This window comes from Hydrogenophaga sp., from assembly GCF_030651625.1.
Taxonomy (GTDB): Bacteria; Pseudomonadota; Gammaproteobacteria; order Burkholderiales; family Burkholderiaceae_C; genus Hydrogenophaga.
In genome coordinates this window covers 51,686-72,234 of sequence record NZ_JAUSCF010000023.1, presented here as the reverse complement: position 1 = coordinate 72,234, position 20,549 = coordinate 51,686, and the positions used below count along the sequence as shown (strand labels likewise).

Below are 20,549 nucleotides of genomic sequence, written 5' to 3'. Positions count from 1 at the left end.
ACGGACGCTGGGAGGGTGCCGGCGTGGCGAATCGCACGGATTCGGCGGACTTGTGAGCCAAGTCGGGTAAGTGCGCATGGGCAAGTACTGTCGCAACTGCGACCATGCGCGGATTTCGCAATGAAGCCCCATCAGGGCACCACCAGAGGCAAGACTCGATGCTCCCCAGCCTGACCAACGCCGCGCGGCACTACCTGCACGCCGGTATCCTTTCGCTCACCGCCCTGTGTTCCATGGGCGTCATGGCACAAAGTCCGGCACCGCTGAAGCTGGGCATCATCGGGCCCATGAGCGGGGGCTCGGCCGACTTCGGGCAGGCCATGCTCAACGGCATTCAGATCGCTGTGTCGGAAATCAACGCGGTGGGCGGTTACCTGGGACGCCCGCTGGAACTGGTGATCAAGGACGATAAGGGCGATCCCGAAACCGGTCTGAAGATGAGCGAGGAACTCGTCAAGGTGGACAAGGTGATTTCCACCATCGGTTTTTGCAACACTGGCGTGGCGATCAAGGCGATTCCGGTGTTCCAGTCCAACCAGAACCCGCTGATCGTGCCATGCGCGGCCGGCTCTCCGGTGACTCAGCAGGTGGAGCCCGCCGCGAGCTACATCTTCCGTGTGTCGCCAAGCGAGAACATCAAGGCACCCTTCATGGTGAAGGACATCCTGCGCCGTGGCCTGAACAAAGTGGCGATCTTTGCCGACGCCACGCCCTACGGCGAATCGGGCAAGAACGATGTCGTCAAGGCGCTGGCTGCGGCCAACCTTCAACCGGTCCATGTCACCTCGTTTCCGCTGGGTGTGAAAGACCTGAGCGCGGAAATGGAAGCGGCGCGCAACGCGGGCGCCAACGTGATCATTGCCTACACGGTGGGACCAGAGAACGCGGTGATCGCCCGCAGCCGTGCGGCCGTGAAATGGACCGCGCCACTGGTGGGGCCGTGGACGCTCTCATTCCCCAACTTCATCGACACGGCCGGGCCTGCGGCCGAGGGCACCATGACGGTACAGACCTTCATCGCCGAGCCCAGCAACGAACGCCGCGTGGCGTTCCTGAGTTCGTACCGGCGCATGTTTAAGGACAGCCGCATGGCCGTGCCCATGGCTTCTGCCCAGGGCTATGACGCCACCTACCTGCTGATGTACGCCCTGTTCGGCATCCGCGATGGCCGGCTCACCGGCCCGGCGATCAAGGCCCAGCTGGAGGACATCCGGCGCGTGTACTACGGCGTGGTGGCCACTTACGACAAACCGTTCAATGTCTCCAGCAAAGACGCCGTGACCGAGAACATGCTGGTGATGGGTCTGGTGCGCAACGGCGCGGTCACTTTTGCCTACCCGGAAGACGCCAGGCGCAACCTCTTCATCCAGCGCAAAACGCAGTGACGCCGATCGGGTGAAGCGTCGCGGATGCTTGCAAACGCCCGCGGTGCCGCGATACTTGGCACCAGCGCAGACCAAAAAGGTCTGTGTTCTGGTTTGGGTAAGGGCCCTGCAACGGAGCACGCGCCCGCGTCCATGCTTCAACCTCCTCACACGAGCCTCCAAGGCCATCCAGCATGCCGTTGCGAATCCTGATGATCGATGACAACGAAGACGATCTGCTGTTCACGCGGATCGCGCTGACGCGGTGTGGCGTCGACTACGACGTCCGCTCCTTCCAGAAGGCGCAGGACGCTCTGGACCACCTGAGCAACACGGCCGACCACGGCGTGGATCTGATCCTGCTGGACATCAACATGCCGGTGATGAACGGTTTCGATTTTCTCGAGGCCTTCGAGGCACTTGCCCCCCGGCAGCGCGGCAACACCGTCGTGGTCCTGCTGTCTTCTTCGCGCGACGCGCTCGACCGCGAACGCGCCACCCGGTTCGCCAGCGTGCGCGGCTTCCTGACCAAACCACTGGAACGAACAGCGGCTGCCGATCTGCCCGCACTCATCCCGGGCTGAGCTGGCAACGGCACCGGTTGACTGCCTGGGAAATGGATGGCACACACCGTCCTTTTGTCACGATTGACGACGCAGGGGGGGTGATAGAGTGCCCTGCATCCGTTCCACTGGGCGGTGCCAGCCCCGTACGCAGGTATCCCTCAGGCTTCGGGTGAACGACTCAGGTGAGGGGAACATCAACGCACTCGTTGCCGGGAGAAGCGTCCCTTGAAGCTCATTGCCGACCCCCTTCGTCGCGGGGCACTTTTGCTCTTTTGCATCGGCCTGATTGTCACTGGGTGGGCTGTCTGGTCGACCCAGCGCGCCAACCAGGCGCTGCTGGATGAACGCTTGCGTGGTCTGACCGCGGAAATCGTCGAGCTGATCCAGGAGCGCTTCGCACTCTACGAATACGGTCTGCGCGGTGCGCGAGGCGGGGTGGCAGCGGCAGGCGGTGCGGCGGTGACCCGCCAGCAATTTGAAGCCTATATCGACAGCCGCGACACCACCAATGAATTCCCCGGCGCCAGAGGGTTCGGCTTCATCCGCAAAGTACCCAGGGCCGAGGTGGACACGTTCCTGGAGACCGCGCGCGCGCAGGGGCGCCCTGACTTCGCGATCCGGGAAATCGAGCCCAACGAAGGCGACCGGTTTGTCATCGAGTACATCTACCCCGACCAGGGCAATGAAGGTGCCACCGGGCTGGACATTGCTTCAGAGGTCCGCCGACGCGAAGCAGCATTGATTGCGGCGCGCGCCGCACAGGCACGCATCACGGCACCCATCACACTGGTGCAGGCCAGCGGCGAGCGGGGCAAGGGCCTGCTGATGCTGCTGCCGGTGTACCCTGCCGGGCAGGTGCCGCTCTCACCTGGTGCACGCGAAGCAGCCACCGTGGGCTGGGTGTACGCCCCGCTTCTGCTCGACGATGTGCTGGCCGACCTCGGCCCCAGCGCCCATGAACTGAACCTCAGCCTGTCTGAGTACGAGGGCAACACACCGTTTTTCACCACCGTTCAAGGACAAGACGGCAGCACGCCGCTGGAGCCGACCAGTCTGTTCCTGAACGTATATGGCCAGGCCTGGAAGCTCACGGCCCAATCCACGCCCGCGATGGTGCAGGCCAGCCGCCTGACATCGCCCATCGAGGTCGGAATCAGGGGCGCCGGGCTGACCAGCGTGCTGGCCCTCTTGCTTTTCCTGATCGGACAGAACCGTCGCGTGCGCGAAGCGGCCCGGCGGCAGCGCGAATTCGGCTCGCTGTCGCGAGGGCAGCGCAGCCTTTCACCCCTGGTTTTTGCGCGCAGCGCGCTCGCTGTCCGGTCGCTGCTGGCCTTTGTGCTGGGCGTGGCTGCGCTGGGCATATGGCAATACCAGTATCAGATCAACAAGCAATACCAGACCACCAGCGCCGCGCTTGAACGCGTGGTCAACGGCATGGCGCAACTCACGGAAGATCGGCGCGAGTTCCGCAGCAGAGGCCTGCAGTTCCTCGCCACCACCCCACCGGTGCAGGACCTGGTGCGCGCTGTGCAGAACCAAGGTCTGGATCCCGTCGACCAGTCAGGCAGCCACCAGTGGGAGCAGCCCCTGCAGCAGATTTTCACCGGCTACATGGCCTCATCACCCGAAGTGCGCAAACTGCGCTTCTTTGATGCAGCCGCCACCGGGCGGGAACTGGTGCGGGTGGTGCAACTTGGAAGCGCTGCGGGGAACGTGCCGGTACCCGGGGGTCCGCTTTCTGCCAGCGACACGGCATTTCTGGGAGAGGTGCTGAGACGATCGCCCGGGGAGGTGCTGGTCTCCGACATTGAACTTCACCGCCAGCACGGCGCGTTGTCCGTTCCCCACTGGCCCAGGATCCGCTACGGCACACCGGTGTTCGACGATGAGGGCCTCCCCGCTGGCGCCATCGTCATGGACGTGGACGTGACCGGCGCGCTGGACGGTTTTGTGGCGCGCAATGCGTCGGGCATGACCATTTATGTGACCAATGCACAGGGTGACTATCTGGTGCACCCCGACAGCAGCAAAGTGTTCGGCTTTGAATTTGGTCAGCCACACAGATGGGCCGATGAATTTCAGTCCGTTGTGGCCGACAAAGAGCCGGCCACGGGCGCCATGAAGCAATGGAACGGACCCGAAGGCAAGGTCCTGGGGGCCCAGGCAGCACTGCGCGGCAATGGCCAAGGCAACGTGGGCACCCTGCAATTCATCGCCACGGTTCCTGTGTCGCAATTGCACCAGGCGGCATGGGCCGATGTGCGCAGCGGTGCGCTGCTGCTGCTGCTGATTGGCGCCGTGGCTTTCGTAATTCTTTACCTGTACTGGGTGAGCGTGCAACGCGCCTTGCAGGCACGCAGCGAGCGGCTGCGCCTGGCCGCCATCGTGGACCAGACAACCGACGCCATCATCGGCCTGGACACCACCGGCGTGGTGCTGTCCTGGAACCGCGGTGCCCAGCAGCTGTTTGGCTACTCGCCGGAAGAGGCCATTGGCCAGTCGCTGGATGCACTGACCATGCCCGAGGGTGCTGGAACGGATCAGCTCCAGCTGGTGAACCGGCTTGCTACCGAGGTGGATCGCACACCGCTGGAGGTCTGGCGCCGCACCCGGGATGGAAAGCGGGTCGAGGTGGCGATCACACTGTCGCCCCTGATGAGCAACAACGGTACTGTGGCTGGCGCATCTGCCATTGTTCGTGACATCACGGATGAGCGCGCGGCGCGGCGCAGCGTGGCCGAACTCAACACCCGCCTGGAACAGGACGTGCAGGAACGCACCGCGAGCCTGCTGGCGGAACAGCAGCGGCTGGACAACATCCTCCGGGCCACCAATGCGGGCACCTGGGAATGGAACGTTCAGACCGGCGAGCGGCGCTACAACGAACGCTGGGCAGAGATGATGGGCTACGCGCTGGCCGATATCGGCCCCGACCGCCTGGCCACCTGGCAAAGCCTGATTCACCCGGACGACAAGGAGGTGTCCAGCGCGGCACTGCGACGCCATTTCGGCGGCGAGACCGAGTTGTACGAGTGTGAACTGCGACTGCGCCACAAGGACGGACACTGGGTCTGGGTACTCGACCGCGGGCGCGTGACCAGCCGCACCGCCGACGGCCAGCCCGAATGGATGTACGGCACCCACCGGGACGTGACGGTGGCACACCAGGCACAGGAGCGACTTGCCAGCAGCGAAGAACTGCTGGACCGTACCGGTCGCGTGGCCGGTATTGGCGGCTGGCAGTTCGACATCGAGAACTGGACCATGGCGTGGACACCGGCCATGTACGACATCCACGAGGTCTACCCTGACTTTCAGCTGGATCCGACCAAGCCGCTGGACTTCCATCCCGATGGCGCACGCGCCCAGGTGAGGGCCGCACTGAGGGCTGCGCGCAAGCAGGGCACACCCTTCGATATTGAAGTACCCCTCATCACCGCGCAAGGCCGGCGTCTTCATGTGCGCGTGGCCGGAGAAGCCATTCGCAACACGGCAGGCAAGGTGGTGCGCATCGTGGGTGCCATGCAGGATGTGACCGCACGCCACGCCATGGACGCCGAGCTGCGCCGCATCAACGACCTGCAGCAGAGCATTCTGGAGAACATGCCCTGTGCGCTCAGCGCCTTTGACGCCGAGTTGCGGCTGGTGGCCTGGAACCCGCAGTTCGTGAGTCTGCTCAGCCTGGAGCCGCTGTTTGAGAAGGGCGTGCCGACCTTCGAGGACATCCTGCGCCTCAATGCCGCGCGCGGCGAGTACGGCGATGGCCCGCTCGAGCCCAGGATCCAGGACATGCTGGAACGGGCACGACACCCGGTGGCGCACAACTTCGAGCGCACGCGACCCAACGGCATGCCGCTGGAGATCCGGGGCACGCCCATGCCCGGCGGCGGTTTCGTCACCACCTACACCGACATCAGTGAGCGCAAGCGTGCCGAGCAGGAAATTGCCCGCAGCGAGGCGCTGCTGCGCGGTGCCATCGAGGCGGTGGGCGAAGCCTTCGTGCTGTTCGACCCGCAGGACCGCATGGTGCTTTGCAATGAGAAGTACCGCAGCATGTACGAAGGCATCCGCGACCTGACGGTACCGGGCGAAACCTTCGAGCACATGATCCGGGCCTGGGGCGAACGCGGGTTCCACGAGCTCGGCGAGGACAGTCTCGAAGAATGGGTGGCCGAGCGATTGCGAGCACACAATGCCGGCGACGCGTACTTCGTGCAACGCCTCTCCGGCGGCCGTGCCGTGCGCGTCATTGAACGCCGCCTGCCCGACGGGCACACCGTGGGCTTCCGCATCGACATCACCGACCTGGTGCGTGCCACCGACGCGGCCGAAGCCGCCTCCAGGGCCAAGGGCGAATTCCTGGCCAACATGAGCCATGAAATCCGCACCCCCCTGCACGCGGTGATCGGCCTGACCCACCTGTTGGCCGACACGCCGGTCAGCGCCCAACAACAGCAATTGCTGGACAAGTCGCTCATGGCCAGCCGGTCGCTGCTGGGCATCGTCAACGATGTGCTCGACCTCGCCAAGATCGAGGCCGGTGAGCTGACGCTGCTGCCCGAACCCTTCTATCTCGACAGCCTCGTCAGCGACCTCGACAACCTCTTCCGTGAACAGTCGAATTTGAAAGGCATCACCTTCGCGGTCGAACGCAGCGAGACGCTGCCCGCCGTGCTGGTGGGTGACGCGATGCGGGTGCGCCAGATCCTCAACAACCTGACGAGCAATGCGTTCAAGTTCACCAAAGGTGGCAGCGTGCGCGTGAAGCTGTGTGCCGTACCGCTGAAGGCCAGCGACCCGCCCGGCAGCGTGCGGCTGCGCGGCGAGGTGCGAGACACGGGGCTGGGCATTTCGCCCGAGGTACAGGCCCGTCTGTTCACGCCCTTCACCCAGGCCGATGCTTCCACCACCCGACAGTTCGGCGGTACCGGTCTGGGCCTGTCCATCGTGCGTCAGATGGCTGAAGCCATGGGCGGCAGTGTGGGCCTGCACAGCGTGGTTGACGAAGGCAGCACGTTCTGGTTTGAACTGCCACTGGGCATGTCCGACGCCAGCTGTGCGCTGGCAGACGATCCGCGCCAGGCGAGTCTGGAAGTCCTGGTGGTGGACGACACCGAAGACGACCGGCGTGCCTTGGTGGACATGGCGCGGGCCTTTGGCTGGCGCACCCACGTGTGCGATTCCGGCGAAGCGCTGGTGCAATGGATGACGCAGCGCGTGTCGTCTGGCCAGCCCCTGCCCGATGCCATGCTGGTCGACTGGCAGATGGGCGGTATCGACGGCCTCGAGGCGCTGGGCGTGCTCACCGAGCGCATCGGACTCAAGCAGCTGCCCGCCGCGCTGATGGTGTCGGCATCGGAACGTGAACGGCTGCTTCAGCTCGACATCCGGCAACTGGCTAGCGACATCCTGACCAAACCGGTGAACGCTTCGGTGCTGTTCAATGCCGTGAACCATGGCGTGGTCACGCGGCAGGGCAACAGCGACCGCGTGATGCCGCTGCGCTCCATGCCAGGCCTGCACACGCTGTGGCTGCCGGATGTGCGGGTGCTGCTGGTGGACGACAGCGACATCAACCTGGAGATCGCGTCGCACCTGCTGAAACGCGAAGGTGCGTCCGTGGTCACCGCCAGTTCGGGGCGACAGGCGCTGCAACGGCTGGAGGCCACTCCCGACGCCTTCGACGTGGTGTTGATGGATGTCCAGATGCCCGACATGGATGGGCTGGAGGCCACGCGACAGTTGCGCCAGCGTCCAACGCTCGCCCAACTGCCCGTGATCGCCCTCACGGCGGGCGCGCTGGCCGAAGAACGGCGACGCGCCATGGACGCCGGCATGAGTGCGTTCCTCACCAAGCCACTGGAGCCGCAACTGCTGGTGCGCACCGTGCGCGAGGTGATCGAAGCCGCGACCGGCCAGGCCCTGGCGGTGCGGCAGGCCGAGCCGCTCACTGCGCCCACCGACCTGTCCAACTGGCCCGACATTGAAGGGATCGACAGCGCACGCGCTGCCCAGCGCCTCAGCGGTGACCTCGCGCTGCTGCATTCATCGCTGCGCCGTCTGTTCAACGAATTCGGCGAATGGCCAAAAACCGCGCTGCCCGATCCGCTATCGCCGGCACAACGCACCGAGTTCGCCGCCAAAGCGCACAAATTGCGCGGGGCAGCTGGCTTGATGGCTGCCATGACGCTCCACCAGTCGGCCGGTGATCTTGAGAATGGCCTGCGAGATGGCAAGACCGTGGCCCAGCTTTTGCCGCACTGGCAGGCGATTGGACACAAGCTGCACCACCTTTTTGCGGCGGCCGAACCGTTTCTGAAAGCCGGCGTGTCGTCCCCTGCGGTGGAGCCCAGTGCCGATCAGGCACCGCTGACCAGCGAGGCCCTGGTTCAACTGGGAGCGATGCTGGAACAGCAGGACCTGGCCGCTCTCGAATGGGTTCAGCACCATGCGCCTGCCCTGCGTGCAAGGCTGGGCCAAGCCTTGCATGAGCGACTGAGCAGACAATTGGAGGAACTGGACTTTGCCAGCGCCGCTGCGCTGCTGGCCGACGAGATCGCCAAATGACCACCGCTGCCCCCACCGCCATCCCCGAGTCCACCGGGTCCGCCGTGCCCTCGGGTGGCGATTCTTCGCCTGGCGAGCAAGACCAGGCAGGCCTGCCTGGCATCCTCATCGTTGACGACGACCCCGGCATGATCCAGGCACTGGCCAAGACACTGCAAGGACTGGGTCGGCTTCGTTTTGCCACACGCGGCGCCGTTGCCCTGCGGCTGATGAAGGAGTCGGCGCCAGACCTGGTGCTGCTCGACGCGCAAATGCCTGGGCTCTCGGGTTTCGAGGTGCTCGATGCGATGCGCCTCGACCCTCAGCTGACCGATCTGCCTGTGATCATGATCACGAGCCATGCCGAAGAAGACTTCGAACAGTCCGGGCTTGAAAAGGGAGCGGCCGACTTCATTGCCAAGCCGCTGCGCCCCGCCATCGTGCAGGCGCGGGTGCGCACCCAGTTGCGCTTGAAGCAGGCCAACGACGAACTGCGCCACCTGTCCGCCGAGGACCGGCGCAAGCTGGCAGATGCGATGCACGACCTGCGCGCCAGTCACACCCGGCTGAAGCAGACGGCCGCCGACCTGGCCCTGGCCAACGAAGGGCTTCTGCAGTTCGTGCGAATGGCCTCGCACGACATGCGCGAACCGCTCAACACCATGGTTCAGTTCACCGGCCTGGTGGTGGAAGACCACGCACAGGTCCTGCCCGAAGACGCCCGGCGCTATCTGCAACTGGTGCTCAAGGCAGGGCAGCGCATGCGCACATTGCTTGACGACGTGGTGCGCTACGCGCGGCTGCAACAAACGGGCGAAGCCGAGCCACACAGCCCGGTGGCGCTCGATACCATCCTGAATGACTTGCGAGACGCACTCGCTGCCCGACTGAAAAACAGTGGTGGTTCGCTGCACATCGAGCCGCTGCCTGTGGTGATGGGACACGCCAGCCTGCTCTCGCTGCTGTTCCAGAACCTGCTTGCCAATGCCCTCAAGTTCGTGCCGGCGGGGCGCGCCCCTGAGGTGCGGGTCACGGTGAAAACCGACGGGCACATGGCGCGTGTCACAGTGAGCGACAACGGCATCGGCGTCGCCCCCGAACACCTCTCGAAGTTGTTCCAGCCTTTCCAGCGGCTGAACTTGCGCAAAGACTACGAGGGCACCGGCCTGGGGCTGTCCATCAGCCGGCAAATCGCCGAACTGCACGGCGGCCACATCGAAGTGCATGCCGATGTGGGCGGGGGCTCGTGTTTCTCGGTGACATTGCCGCTGGCATAGCCGCCCCGTACGGCAGCGCTTTGCGTGCAGCAGCAGCAGCAGCAGCAGCAGCAGCAGCAGCAGCAGCAGCAGCAGCAGCAGCAGCAGCAGGCCAACACCCAGGATTTTACCAGTCAGTCATAATGCAGACTCTTTAGTTTAACTATTGATCTGGTCACACCTGCCCTGGCCAGACCTGCACCATGACACGCCTGCCAGCCCACACCGCCACACCTCGCGCATTTCCCATTGCGCCCCTGACCCTGAGCGCACTGACGGTGCTTTTTCTGGTCGTCTCACAGGGCACCGCTCGCGCACAAGCGTTTGAAGCGGTGCGCCTCACCGGCGCAGCACCGGGACAAAGCGGTGGAACGGTGGGTGCGGCCGTGGTGGCCAGCCCGGTGTACCGGGGTTCGGACGAAAACCAGGTGAGGCTCTACCCTGGCGTGGATTACCAGTGGGCCAACGGTTGGTTTGCCGGCACCACCAACGGCATCGGGGTCAACCTGTCCCGCAACCCGGCAATACAGTACGGCACACGCATCACCGTGGATCTGGGTCGCAAGGAACGCCGCTCTGCGGCCCTGCGCGGCATGGGCGATGTGGACGTGCGACCGGAACTGGGTGCCTTCTTCAACCTGATCCCCGCGCCTGGCGTGCTGCTCACCTCTTCGCTGCGGTTGGGCTCAGGAAACGACCGCGACGGATGGGTGATCGACCTGGGTGCGAACCGCAGCTGGCGCATCACCGAGGCCACCAGCCTGGGACTGGGCGTCTCAGCCACCTGGGCCGATTCCAAATACGTGCAAAGCTATTTTGGCGTCACGCCGGCACAGGCCATTGCGAGCGGCTACCCACCCTACCTCGCCGAGGCTGGCGTTCGCGATGTGCGGCTGAGCGCTTCGTGGCGCTACCGCATCGCGCCGCGCACGGCGCTCACCGGCGCCGTGAGTGTGGGCAGCCTGCGAGGCGACGCCCGTAAAAGTCCGCTCACACGGGAGCGCAACCCTGTGGGTGGTGTGTTCTACGTGTCGCACGCCTTCTGATCGGACAGTTCAGCAAGCAATCGCTCCCGCACACCCGTCATGCCACGGTAGGCAAGCACCGCATCGCTCATGGAGCCCAGCGCCGCGTGCAACTCGGCCGACCGGCCTGGCGCCTCCGCGAGAACCTGGGGCAGCGGGCACACCATCACCCGGATGAAAAACACGCCCCGGCGCAACGCCGGCAGGGGCAGCGTGGTCTGGCGTTCGACGCGGAAGCAGAGCTGGTCGATCAGGAGGCCCGAAGCGCCCGGCGCACCGGCCTGTGCCAGCGCTTCGTCCCAGCGCAGACGTCGTGTGGCGGGGTGCTGTGGCAGGTCGGCACTGGGGGTCAGCAGCCACACGTGGCGCAGCATGGGCGACTGCCGAAACGCCATGTCGATGATGCCGCGTGCGCCGGCCTGCAACAGCGCGTTGTCGGCCACCGGGGCGTGGATCGCGGCGAAGTCCAGGCCCAGTTTGGTGGAGGGGTCCCAGTTGGATGGAAAACACACCGACAGGAAGCGGGTGCGCATGGTGCCCGACCCCTTCTCGGCGCCATCCAGATCAGGCTCGTCGTGCAACACCACGAAGTCTTCCTGCATGCCCAGGGCCAGCGCCTCGGGTTCGGGTGCCAGCGCCACACCGGTCTGGGCGGCGTAAGCCATGGCAATGGCTCGCAGAACCTGAACATCGGGATCGCCCACCTGGGCCGTCAAGCCCCGTGTGGCCAACACGTGGGCCTTGTGCACCGCGTAGGTTGGCGCGAGGTCGTCGCGCAGGAACAGCGGCACCGGCTCGGCCGCAAGCGCATGGGAATCCGCCAGTCGGGCCAGACCAGGGCGCATGCGGAACGGGGCATTCACCGGCCACGGCATCTGCGCGGCGGATGTGAAATGGGATGGCGTGGCAAGCTGGGTGGCGGGCATGGTTCAATGGACAAAGGCGGTCTAAAGGGACACATGGGTGAAGCGCGCAAGCTTCACATCTTGCGACAAGCGATTGCGCCGCCGGGTGCCAATTTCTGCGCACAATGCGGGCATGAACCACACGCTTTTCTTCGCCCGTTCCTTCTCTCGCGCCGCCCTGCTGGTCGTGGTCCCTGCGCTCCTGTGGGGCTGTGCCGCAGCGGGCAGCGCACCTCCCTATTCCGGCCCTGACAACGTGATGTGCACCATGGACGTCATCCAGTGCTCCAACGGCGACTGGGTGGGCCGCAAGCCGCCCGGGTGCCAATTCGCCTGCCCGGCTGGCAGCCAGCCGCTGGTGCCGCCTCGCTGAACATCTGCGGGCGCGCAGTGGTGGTGAACCTCCACACCGCGCCCGACTCGAAACCTTTTTCTTCAGTAAAAGAATCCTGCGATGCGCTCCTACCCCGTCAACAGCCCCGAAGCCGCCGCACGCCTGCTGGCCATGGTGCTGGTGGCCGATGGCCGCTATTCCATGACCGAAATCAGGGCACTGGACCGCCTCGATGCGCCCACCCAACTTGGCCTTTCCCCGGCCGCCATGCAGAGCGTGATCAACGACTTCTGCACCGACCTGCTGGCCGACGCCGGCGGCCAGTGGACCGACTCCACCCGCCTGGCCGAGGCGACCCGCCAGCGACTGATTGGCGAGGTGCAAGACCCCGCCCTGCAGGAGCGCGTGTGGCACCTCTGCGAGGCCATTGCCCAGGCCGACGGACACCTCGCCGACGGCGAAGTCGACATGCTCGACGCCCTGGCGTTCAGCTGGCGGCAGGTCAGGTAGCGACACCCCCCTGCGCGCCAATGAAGGGGGAAGCCGCGTCAGCGGCGCAGGAGGGTGTTCCGAACAACCTTCAGGGGGTGTTCACTTCTTGCACGCGCTGCCGCCCTCAGGCACGCCCATCCACTTGAAAAGGAATGCGGGAGGGCAGAAGCCGGTGATGCCGGACTGGAACAGGTTGAAGCCGGCAAAGGCGGTCAGGGCCAGGAACCACTGGTTCACAAAAATGGGGCTGCCTTCAAAGCCCAGGGCGAGCGAGAGCATGACGACAAAGCCGGCCATGATGCGGATGTAACGTTCGACGGTCATAGAAAACTCCTTGGTGAAAAATCAGGTTCAACAAAATCAGGATTCGGCGTGGTGCCGTCTGTAAACAGAGAAGTACAGAACGGGAATCACCACCAGTGTCAGTAGCGTGGACACAGCGATGCCGAAGATCAGCGAGACCGCGAGGCCGTTGAAGATCGGGTCGTCGAGGATGAAAAAGGCGCCCATCATGGCGGCCAGTCCGGTCAGCGCAATGGGTTGCGCGCGCACCGCAGCGGACTGCACCACCGCGTCGGCAAAGGCCAGGCCGCGCGCGGTTTCCAGTTCGATGAAATCGACCAGCAGAATGGAGTTGCGCACAATGATGCCGGCCAGCGCGATCATGCCGATCATGCTGGTGGCGGTGAACTGCGCGCCCAACAGTGCGTGGCCCGGCATCACACCGATGATGGTGAGCGGAATGGGTGCCATGATCACCAGCGGCGTGATGTAGCTGCGGAACTGCGCCACCACCAGCAGGTAGATCAGGATCAGGCCCACGCCGTAGGCAGCACCCATGTCGCGGAAGGTCTCATACGTGATCTGTGATTCGCCGTCCCACTTGATGGCGTACTGGCGGTACGGGTCGTCCGGCTGGCTGATCCAGTACTCGCCCAGCTCGCCTGCGTTGGGCAGTGCAGCGGCTGCCAACTGACTGCGAATGGCGAACAGGCCGTACAGCGGCGAGTCCTGCGCACCCGCCATGTCACCCATCACGTACGTGACCGGCAGCAGGTTCTTGGTGTAGCGGGGCTGGTCTGTCACCCCGCGCTCCACCCGCACCAGCTCAGACAAGGGCACCATGCGCCCACCGGAGGCCTGCATCGGCAAGGCCAGCAGGTCGTCCAGCCCCACCTGGGCTTCGCGTGGCAACTGCATCCGCACGGGCACCGGGTACCGCGCCTGGCCGTCGTGCAGGTAGGCGACGTCGGTGCCGGAAAGTGCGGCGTAAACCGTCTGCGCGATCACCTGTGCCGGAATGCCAAGCGACTCGGCGCGCTGGCGCTGGATGCGCAGGAAGGCGCGCGGTGCGTCCTCCTTCAGCGTCGTGTCGATGCCGACGATGTCGGGCGTGTCGCCGAAGGCCTTGGCCACGCGACGGGCCAGCTCGGCCCTGCCTTGTTCATCGGGACCATAGACCTCGGCCACGATGGGCGAGAGCACCGGCGGCCCTGGCGGTACCTCGACCACCTTGATGCGGGCACCATGTGCAGCAGCAATTTTTTCCAGCTCGATGCGGTGGCGCTGCGCGATGGCGTGGCTCTGCTCGCTGCGGTCGCTGGCGGCCACCAGATTGATCTGCAGGTCGCCACCTTCTGCGTCCGCACGCAGGTAGTACTGGCGCACCAGTCCGTTGAAGGTGATGGGGCTGGCGGTGCCGGCGTAGCCTTGCACGTCGGCCACTTCCTTTTGTGTGGCCAGCCAGGTGCTCATGTCCTGCAACGCGGCGGCCGTGTCTTCCAGGGGTGTGCCCGCTGGCATGTCGAGCACGACCTGGTACTCGCTCTTGTTGTCGAAGGGCAGCATCTTCAGCACCACCCACTGCACCACGGTCATGCCCACGGACAGCAGCAGCGCCACCAGAATGCCGGCCAGCAACAGCCAGCGCTTTTTCGCGCTCTGCAGAAAGGGCGTGAGCACACGGGTGAAGAGCCGCTGCAGACCACTGTTCAGCTTGCTCGGACCGTGGGCGTGTGCACCTGAACCCGTGGTCTTTGTCAGCTTGAGAGCGAGCCACGGCGTCACAGTGAAAGCGATGGCCAGCGAGATCGCCATGCCCATGCTGGCGTTGATCGGGATCGGACTCATGTACGGGCCCATCAGGCCACTCACGAAGGCCATGGGCAGCAGCGCCGCAATCACGGTGAAGGTGGCCAGGATGGTGGGGCCGCCCACCTCATCGACGGCACGCGGAATGATTTCGGCCAGCGGCGCATCGGGCGTGAGGCCGCGGTGGCGGTGGATGTTTTCCACCACCACGATGGCGTCGTCCACCAGGATGCCGATGGAGAAGATGAGCGCGAACAACGACACGCGATTGAGCGTGAAACCCCAGGCCCAGCTGGCGAACAGCGTGGCGGTCAGGGTGAGTATCACGGCCGCGCCAACGATGATGGCTTCACGCCGGCCCAACGCCAGGCCCACCAGAATGATCACGCTGCCGGTGGCAAAGATCAGCTTCTGGATCAGCTTGTTGGCCTTGTCGGCGGCGGTCTGGCCGTAGTCGCGCGTGATGGTGACCTCGACGTTGTCGGGAATCACGCTGTTCTTCAGATTGTCCAGGCGCTCGCGCACACCGCGCGCCACGTCCACAGCGTTTTCGCCTGGCTTCTTGGTCACGGTGATCGTGACGGCGGGGTAACGCTGGCCAGCCTGCCCTGCCTGGGCGGAGTCGGCCGCCGCTCCGGGCGTGAACCACACATAGTGCTGGGGCAGCATGGCACCGGCTTCCACCCGCGCCACTTCGCGGAGATACACCGGACGCCCCTGGCTCACACCCACCACGATGTCGCCAACGTCCTGCTCGTTCTGCAGGAAGTCGCCCGTCTGCACGCTGAGCATGCCCGGTTCGCTCGTGGTGGCGTCCGGGTTGGCCACCGAGCCGGCTGGCATGGCCTGGTTGGCTGAGGCGATGGCGCCATGCAAGGCCTGTACGCTCACGCCGCGCTCGCGCAGGCGAGCCGGGTCCAGCCACACATGCACCGCCCGGCCTGGGCCACCGATGGTTTCCACCTCGCGTGTGCCCGGCACGCGTTTGAGCTCACTCTCCAGCGCATGGGCCACACGCTCCAGGTCGTGCGCACTGTCGGCGTCACGGCTCCACAGGGTGGCGCCAAGCACCGGCACATCATCGATGCCCTTGGGCTTGACGATGGGCGCCAACACCCCCAGGCCTTGCGGCAACCAGTCCTGGTTGGCGTTGAGCACGTCGTACAGGCGCACCAACGCCTCGGTGCGTGGCACACCCACCTCGAACTGCACGGTGAGCACGGCCACTCCAGGGCGTGCCACCGAATAGGTGTGCTCGATACCATGGATTTGCGAGAGCACATGCTCGGCCGGACCTGCCACCATCTGGGCCACGTCGGCGCTGGATGCACCGGGGAACGGGATGAGCACGTTCGCCATGGTCACGTTGATCTGCGGCTCTTCTTCGCGTGGCGTCACCATCACGGCGAACAGACCGAGCAGCAACGCCACGAGGGCCAGCAAGGGCGTGATCGCATTGGCCTGAAACATGCGCGCCACCGACCCTGAGAAGCCGAGCCTCTCAGGCACTTTGGAGGTGGGGTTGTTGGGGTTCATGGCCGTGTTCCCTGGTGTGCTCGAACTCACTGGGCCACCTGCGCACCGCTCAGGCCGGCACGCACCGGATCGAGCGCGACCCGATCACCTGCACGCACGCCCGACAACACTTCCACGCCTGCCTCGCCATGGTCCGCGCCCAGGCGCACCGAACGCAACACAAATGCGGAGGGGTGTCCCTCGGCGGTGGCCAGGTACACAGCGGTCATTTCCCCACGACGCAGCAGCGCCGATGCGGGCACCAGAAGGCGCTCCCGCGCATTGGCGACAGCGGCACCCACAAAGCGCACCCGCACGTTGCGTCCGGGCACCTGGTCTGCACCGTCGACCTCGCTCAAGTCCAGGCGCCATTCCACTGTCTGGGTGACGGTGTCGGTCGCCGGCAGGCTGGTGCGTTGCGCGGGCTCCACCCAGCGGCCTTCAGGGCCGGGCAGTTGCACTTCGATGCGCTGCGCCTGCTGGGCCAACGCCTGCTGCGACGCAGGCACGTGCACCACCACCCGGATCGGCTGTGGCGCGTAGACCGTGACCAAGGGCGAGCCCGGCATGGCCAGCGTTCCAGCTTCGGCGTGTGTTTGCAGCACCCAACCGTCATAGGGTGCTGTCAGGCGGGTGAAGCCCTGGGCCAGCGACGACTGGGTTTGGCCGGCACGCGCAGCGGCCACACCTGCCGTGGCCGCGCGCAGCTGGGCCTGTGCGGTGTCCAGCGCGGCCTGGGCCATGAAGCCTTTTTCACGCAGCTCGCGGGTGCGCTCGTAGTGGGCACGGGCGTTGGCCAATTGGGCATCGGCCTGCGCAAACCCTGCTTGTGCCTGGGCAACGCCGGCCTGCGTGGCGCGGTCGTCCACCACGGCCAGCACCTGCCCTGCTTTCACCCGGTCACCCGCCTTCACACGCAGTTCGGCAATGCGCCCGCTGGCCTGCGCCGACAAGGTGCTCTGCCTCACCGCCTGAAGGCTGCCGTCCAGCGACAACGCCGATCCAACGGCCTGCGAACCCAGTGTCACCACGGGCACCTGCACGCTGGCCGTTGCCTGTGCAGGCTCGGATGCATGTGCCGTTGTGCCCATCCACAAGAGAGCGCCCGACAACAGCGCCAGCGATAGAGCGCCAAGCGCGAATGTGCGCGGCGCGGCAGGCGGGAGCGCCTGAGCAGCGCAGGAACGGGACCTGTAGAGACGGGACGTGATAGGGCTGGACATGGTGTTCTCCTGTACGGACCGAAGTATACACATATACCCCCAGGGGTACAAGTCAAGAACAGACAGGGGCGGCTTCATCCAACGTCAAGGACCGGGATCGACGGAAGGCATCCGCAGGGTGGTGCAGCGGCAGCAGACGTTGTTCTTGAAGCGCGTTGAGGCCAGTACGGGGGCGAATGCGAACTTTTTGCTACACAGTGGCTGAGGTCCACGCGGGGCGCGGTGTGGCCGGGGCGAGACCCGGCCACACCCGGCATCCGGAGAAACAAGGCGCATGCGGGAAGGAACCCCCTCGCCCCCATTCGCTCACCAGTGGGGCGAAGGTGGGAAGGCACCGCCTTCGAGCAATGGAACGCGACTCCTGCCCTCAGCCCTCTCCCGCTGCAAACGGCACCCGCTGGGCCACCGCGCAAAGCAACTCATATGAAATCGTGCCTGCGGCATGGGCCACCTCGTCCACCGGCAGCACCGCCCCACTCGCGCTTCGGCCCCAGAGCACCACCTCCGCGCCCACACCAATGGCATGGCCAGCTTCATCCAGTGGTGATAGGTCGACCGTGATCATGTCCATGCTCACCCGCCCCACCACCCGGGTGCGCACACCATTCACCAGCACCGGCGTGCCGTTGGGTGCATGACGCGGATACCCGTCGGCGTACCCGCAGGCCACCACGCCAACCCGCATTGGCCGGTCTGCCGTGAAGGCCGAGCCGTAGCCGACGGTGTCGCCCGCCTCCAGATCCTGCACGCCGATGAGGCGGCTGCTCAAGGTCATGGCGGGTTGCAGCGCCCAGTCGGCAGCGGTACGGCCGGGATGGTCTGGGGCGCTGCCATAGGTGGCAATGCCCGAGCGCACCCAGTCGGACGCGAGCACCTCGGTGGCTGCCTCGCCCGCGCGGCTGTGCAGTGGCACGGCAGCGTGGCGCAGGATGGCCGCGCTGTTGCACAGGGTGCGCTCGCCGGGCAGGTCGGCGGTGGCAGCTTCGAAAACCGACAGCTGGTGCGAGATGCCCCGCTGGCCGTCGGCATCGCTGAAGTGGGTCATGAGGGAAATCTCATCGACCTGCGGCAAGGCGTTCAGGCGGGCCCAGGCAGCGCGAAAGGCGCCCGGCTTGAAGCCCAGGCGGTTCATTCCCGAATTGAGCTTGAGAAACACCCGGTGCGGCACCTGGGTCTTGTGCGCAGCGAGCCAGTCGATCTGCTCGGTGCAGTGCACGGTGTGCCACACGTGCAGGCGCGAGCACAGTTCCAGGTCTCGTGGCTCGAAAACGCCTTCGAGCAGGAGCACCGGCCCGCGCCAGTCCAGCGCCCTTATGCGTTCGGCTTCGTCCAGGTCAAGCAGCGCAAAGCCGTCGGCCGAGCGCAGCGCCTCAAAGCAGCGTTCGATGCCGTGGCCGTATGCATTGGCCTTCACCACCGCCCACACACGGGCGTCGGGCGCACAATCGCGTGCGCGCTGCAGGTTGTGGCGCAAGGCATCGGAATGTACGGTGGCCAGAATGGGACGCGGCATGGTGGGTACGTTGGACCGGGGTTGTGGGAAAAGTCTCGGAGTGGGACCGCTCGCGGCATTCTTCATGCAAAAGGTGCTTGCAGATGCCCATTTCGGCACGAAGGGGCTTACAAGCCGTCACATTTGGCGTGCTATAACCCGCCATCGCTGGAGACCGCACCTCGAACTTTCGCACATAAATACCGCGACAGACCCCTTCTGCTCGCCGGACAGAGCCACAAATTCATTGCCATGAAGCGCGGCTTCTACACCATCATGACGGCGCAGTTCTTCAGCTCTCTGGCTGACAACGCGTTGTTCGTGGCCGCCATTGAACTGTTGCGCACGCGGGGTGAGCCGGAGTGGCAAAGCGCGGCCCTGGTACCGGTGTTTGCGCTGTTCTATGTGTTGCTGGCGCCGTTCGTGGGCGCTTTCGCCGATGCCAGGCCGAAAGGCCGGGTCATGTTCCTCAGCAACGCCATCAAGGTGGTGGGCTGCCTGCTGATGCTTTTCGGCGTGCATCCGTTGCTGGCCTACACGCTGGTGGGGCTGGGCGCGGCAGCTTATTCGCCTGCGAAGTACGGCATCCTCACCGAACTGCTACCGCCGTCTCAACTCGTCAAGGCCAACGGCTGGATCGAAGGCCTGACCATTGCTTCCATCATCCTGGGCGTGTTGCTGGGCGGGCAACTGGTGGGACCCTGGTTGTCGGGCATGCTGCTCGCCATCAACCTGCCAGGGGTGGACACAGGCATCACCTCACCGGCAGAAGCCGCCGTGGCGGCGCTGGTGACGCTGTACGCACTGGCGGCCTGGTTCAACACCCGCATTCCCCTGACCGGCGTCACGCCTCGCCCGCTACCTCGCAATCCCTTCGCGCTGCTGCCCGATTTCTGGCGCTGCAACTCCCGCCTGTGGCGCGACCGCCTGGGCCAGATCTCGCTGGCCACGACCACCCTGTTCTGGGGCGTGTCCGGCAACCTGCGCTACATCGTGCTGGCCTGGGCCGGCGCCGCCCTGGGTTACAGCACCACCCAGGCGTCATCACTGGTGGGTGTGGTGGCACTGGGCACCGCAGTGGGTGCCGTGGTGGCGTCGATGCGCATGCGACTGGACCAGGCCACACGGGTCATGCCGCTGGGCATAGCCATGGGCGTGCTGGTCATCTTGATGAACTTCATCGACAACGTCTGGGTGGCCGCCCCGTTCCTGGTGCTGCTGGGCGGCCTGGGCGGTTTCCTGGTGGTGCCCATGAACGCATTGCTGCAACACCGGGGACACAACCTCATGGGCGCAGGCCGATCGATTGCCGTGCAAAACTTCAACGAGCAGGCCTGCATCCTGCTGCTGGGCGCGCTCTACAGCTTCTCAACCGCCCTGGGCTGGTCGGCCTTCCTGGCCATCACCGCCTTTGGCGTGCTGGTGGCCGGCTTCATGGGGGTGATCACGCTCTGGCACCGGCACAACCAGCGCGTCCACCCGCACGAGCTGGAGCGACTCCTTGAAATTGCACGCCGGGACGACTTGCACGGCTGAATTCGGTACGCCCCCCTGCGCTGTATTGGGTACTCCCCCCTGCGCCGCTGACGCGGCTTCCCCCCTCTCTGGCGCGCCTTTGGCGCTTGGAGGGGGGACGGCATCTTGGGCCGGCGGAGCCGTCCCGCGCTGCCCCTGGACCAAATCACTTCGCTTTGGAGATGTGCCCGTATTTCGTTTCGGCGCATCCTGCTGAAGACAATG

General features: G+C 65.4%; 13 protein-coding genes. 8 read left to right on the top strand and 5 right to left on the bottom strand.

Translation table 11 applies throughout. From position 1 onward, the window contains the following. The first annotated feature begins 158 nt into the window (after positions 1-158). The 5 genes from Q7V46_RS10385 to Q7V46_RS10365 all read left to right on the top strand — a co-directional run bounded on the left by Q7V46_RS10385 (position 159) and on the right by Q7V46_RS10365 (position 10,778). The gene (locus tag Q7V46_RS10385; protein ID WP_304913468.1) at positions 159-1,385 is read left to right on the top strand and encodes an ABC transporter substrate-binding protein; all 1,227 of its coding nucleotides are present in this window, start codon (positions 159-161) and stop codon (positions 1,383-1,385) included. Positions 1,386-1,558: 173 nt separating this feature from the next. Beyond that, entirely contained in the window at positions 1,559-1,948 is a 390-nt protein-coding gene (locus Q7V46_RS10380) for a response regulator (protein WP_304913467.1), read from the top strand. Between the two features lie 207 nt (positions 1,949-2,155). Next, positions 2,156-8,497, top strand: coding sequence for a PAS-domain containing protein (locus Q7V46_RS10375; RefSeq protein WP_304913466.1), 6,342 nt, complete (start codon positions 2,156-2,158; stop codon positions 8,495-8,497). Next, complete coding sequence (locus Q7V46_RS10370; protein ID WP_304913465.1) at positions 8,494-9,753, top strand: hybrid sensor histidine kinase/response regulator; 1,260 nt, start codon at positions 8,494-8,496, stop codon at positions 9,751-9,753. The genes Q7V46_RS10375 and Q7V46_RS10370 overlap by 4 nt, the downstream gene beginning before the upstream one ends. Positions 9,754-9,935: 182 nt before the next feature. Beyond that, positions 9,936-10,778, top strand: coding sequence for a MipA/OmpV family protein (locus Q7V46_RS10365; protein WP_304913464.1), 843 nt, complete (start codon positions 9,936-9,938; stop codon positions 10,776-10,778). On the opposite strand, the gene Q7V46_RS10360 is transcribed toward Q7V46_RS10365, so the two are convergent. Continuing rightward, positions 10,757-11,683, bottom strand: a complete 927-nt coding sequence (locus Q7V46_RS10360; protein ID WP_304913463.1) for a heme-dependent oxidative N-demethylase subunit alpha family protein — start codon at positions 11,681-11,683, stop codon at positions 10,757-10,759. The genes Q7V46_RS10365 and Q7V46_RS10360 overlap by 22 nt on opposite strands. Positions 11,684-11,795: 112 nt before the next feature. On the opposite strand from Q7V46_RS10360, the gene Q7V46_RS10355 reads away from it, so the two are divergent. Both Q7V46_RS10355 and Q7V46_RS10350 read left to right on the top strand, forming a co-directional pair. Then, the gene (locus Q7V46_RS10355) at positions 11,796-12,035 is read left to right on the top strand and encodes a hypothetical protein (RefSeq protein ID WP_304913462.1); all 240 of its coding nucleotides are present in this window, start codon (positions 11,796-11,798) and stop codon (positions 12,033-12,035) included. Positions 12,036-12,116: 81 nt separating this feature from the next. Next, positions 12,117-12,506, top strand: coding sequence for a TerB family tellurite resistance protein (locus tag Q7V46_RS10350; protein WP_304913461.1), 390 nt, complete (start codon positions 12,117-12,119; stop codon positions 12,504-12,506). A gap of 81 nt (positions 12,507-12,587) precedes the next feature. Here the strand turns inward: Q7V46_RS10350 and Q7V46_RS10345 are convergent, their stop codons facing one another. The 4 genes from Q7V46_RS10345 to alr form a co-directional block, all read right to left on the bottom strand. Continuing rightward, complete coding sequence (locus tag Q7V46_RS10345) at positions 12,588-12,812, bottom strand: DUF2892 domain-containing protein (protein ID WP_304913460.1); 225 nt, start codon at positions 12,810-12,812, stop codon at positions 12,588-12,590. Positions 12,813-12,848: 36 nt separating this feature from the next. Further along, entirely contained in the window at positions 12,849-16,115 is a 3,267-nt protein-coding gene (locus Q7V46_RS10340) for an efflux RND transporter permease subunit (RefSeq protein WP_304913459.1), read from the bottom strand. A gap of 26 nt (positions 16,116-16,141) precedes the next feature. Continuing rightward, complete coding sequence (locus tag Q7V46_RS10335) at positions 16,142-17,317, bottom strand: efflux RND transporter periplasmic adaptor subunit (RefSeq protein WP_304913458.1); 1,176 nt, start codon at positions 17,315-17,317, stop codon at positions 16,142-16,144. A gap of 367 nt (positions 17,318-17,684) precedes the next feature. Beyond that, positions 17,685-18,830: an alanine racemase gene (gene alr / locus Q7V46_RS10330; RefSeq protein ID WP_304913457.1), complete on the bottom strand. Its 1,146-nt coding sequence runs from the start codon at positions 18,828-18,830 to the stop codon at positions 17,685-17,687. A gap of 231 nt (positions 18,831-19,061) precedes the next feature. On the opposite strand from alr, the gene lplT reads away from it, so the two are divergent. Then, complete coding sequence (lplT, locus tag Q7V46_RS10325; RefSeq protein WP_304913456.1) at positions 19,062-20,345, top strand: lysophospholipid transporter LplT; 1,284 nt, start codon at positions 19,062-19,064, stop codon at positions 20,343-20,345. The last annotated feature ends 204 nt before the right edge of the window (positions 20,346-20,549 follow it).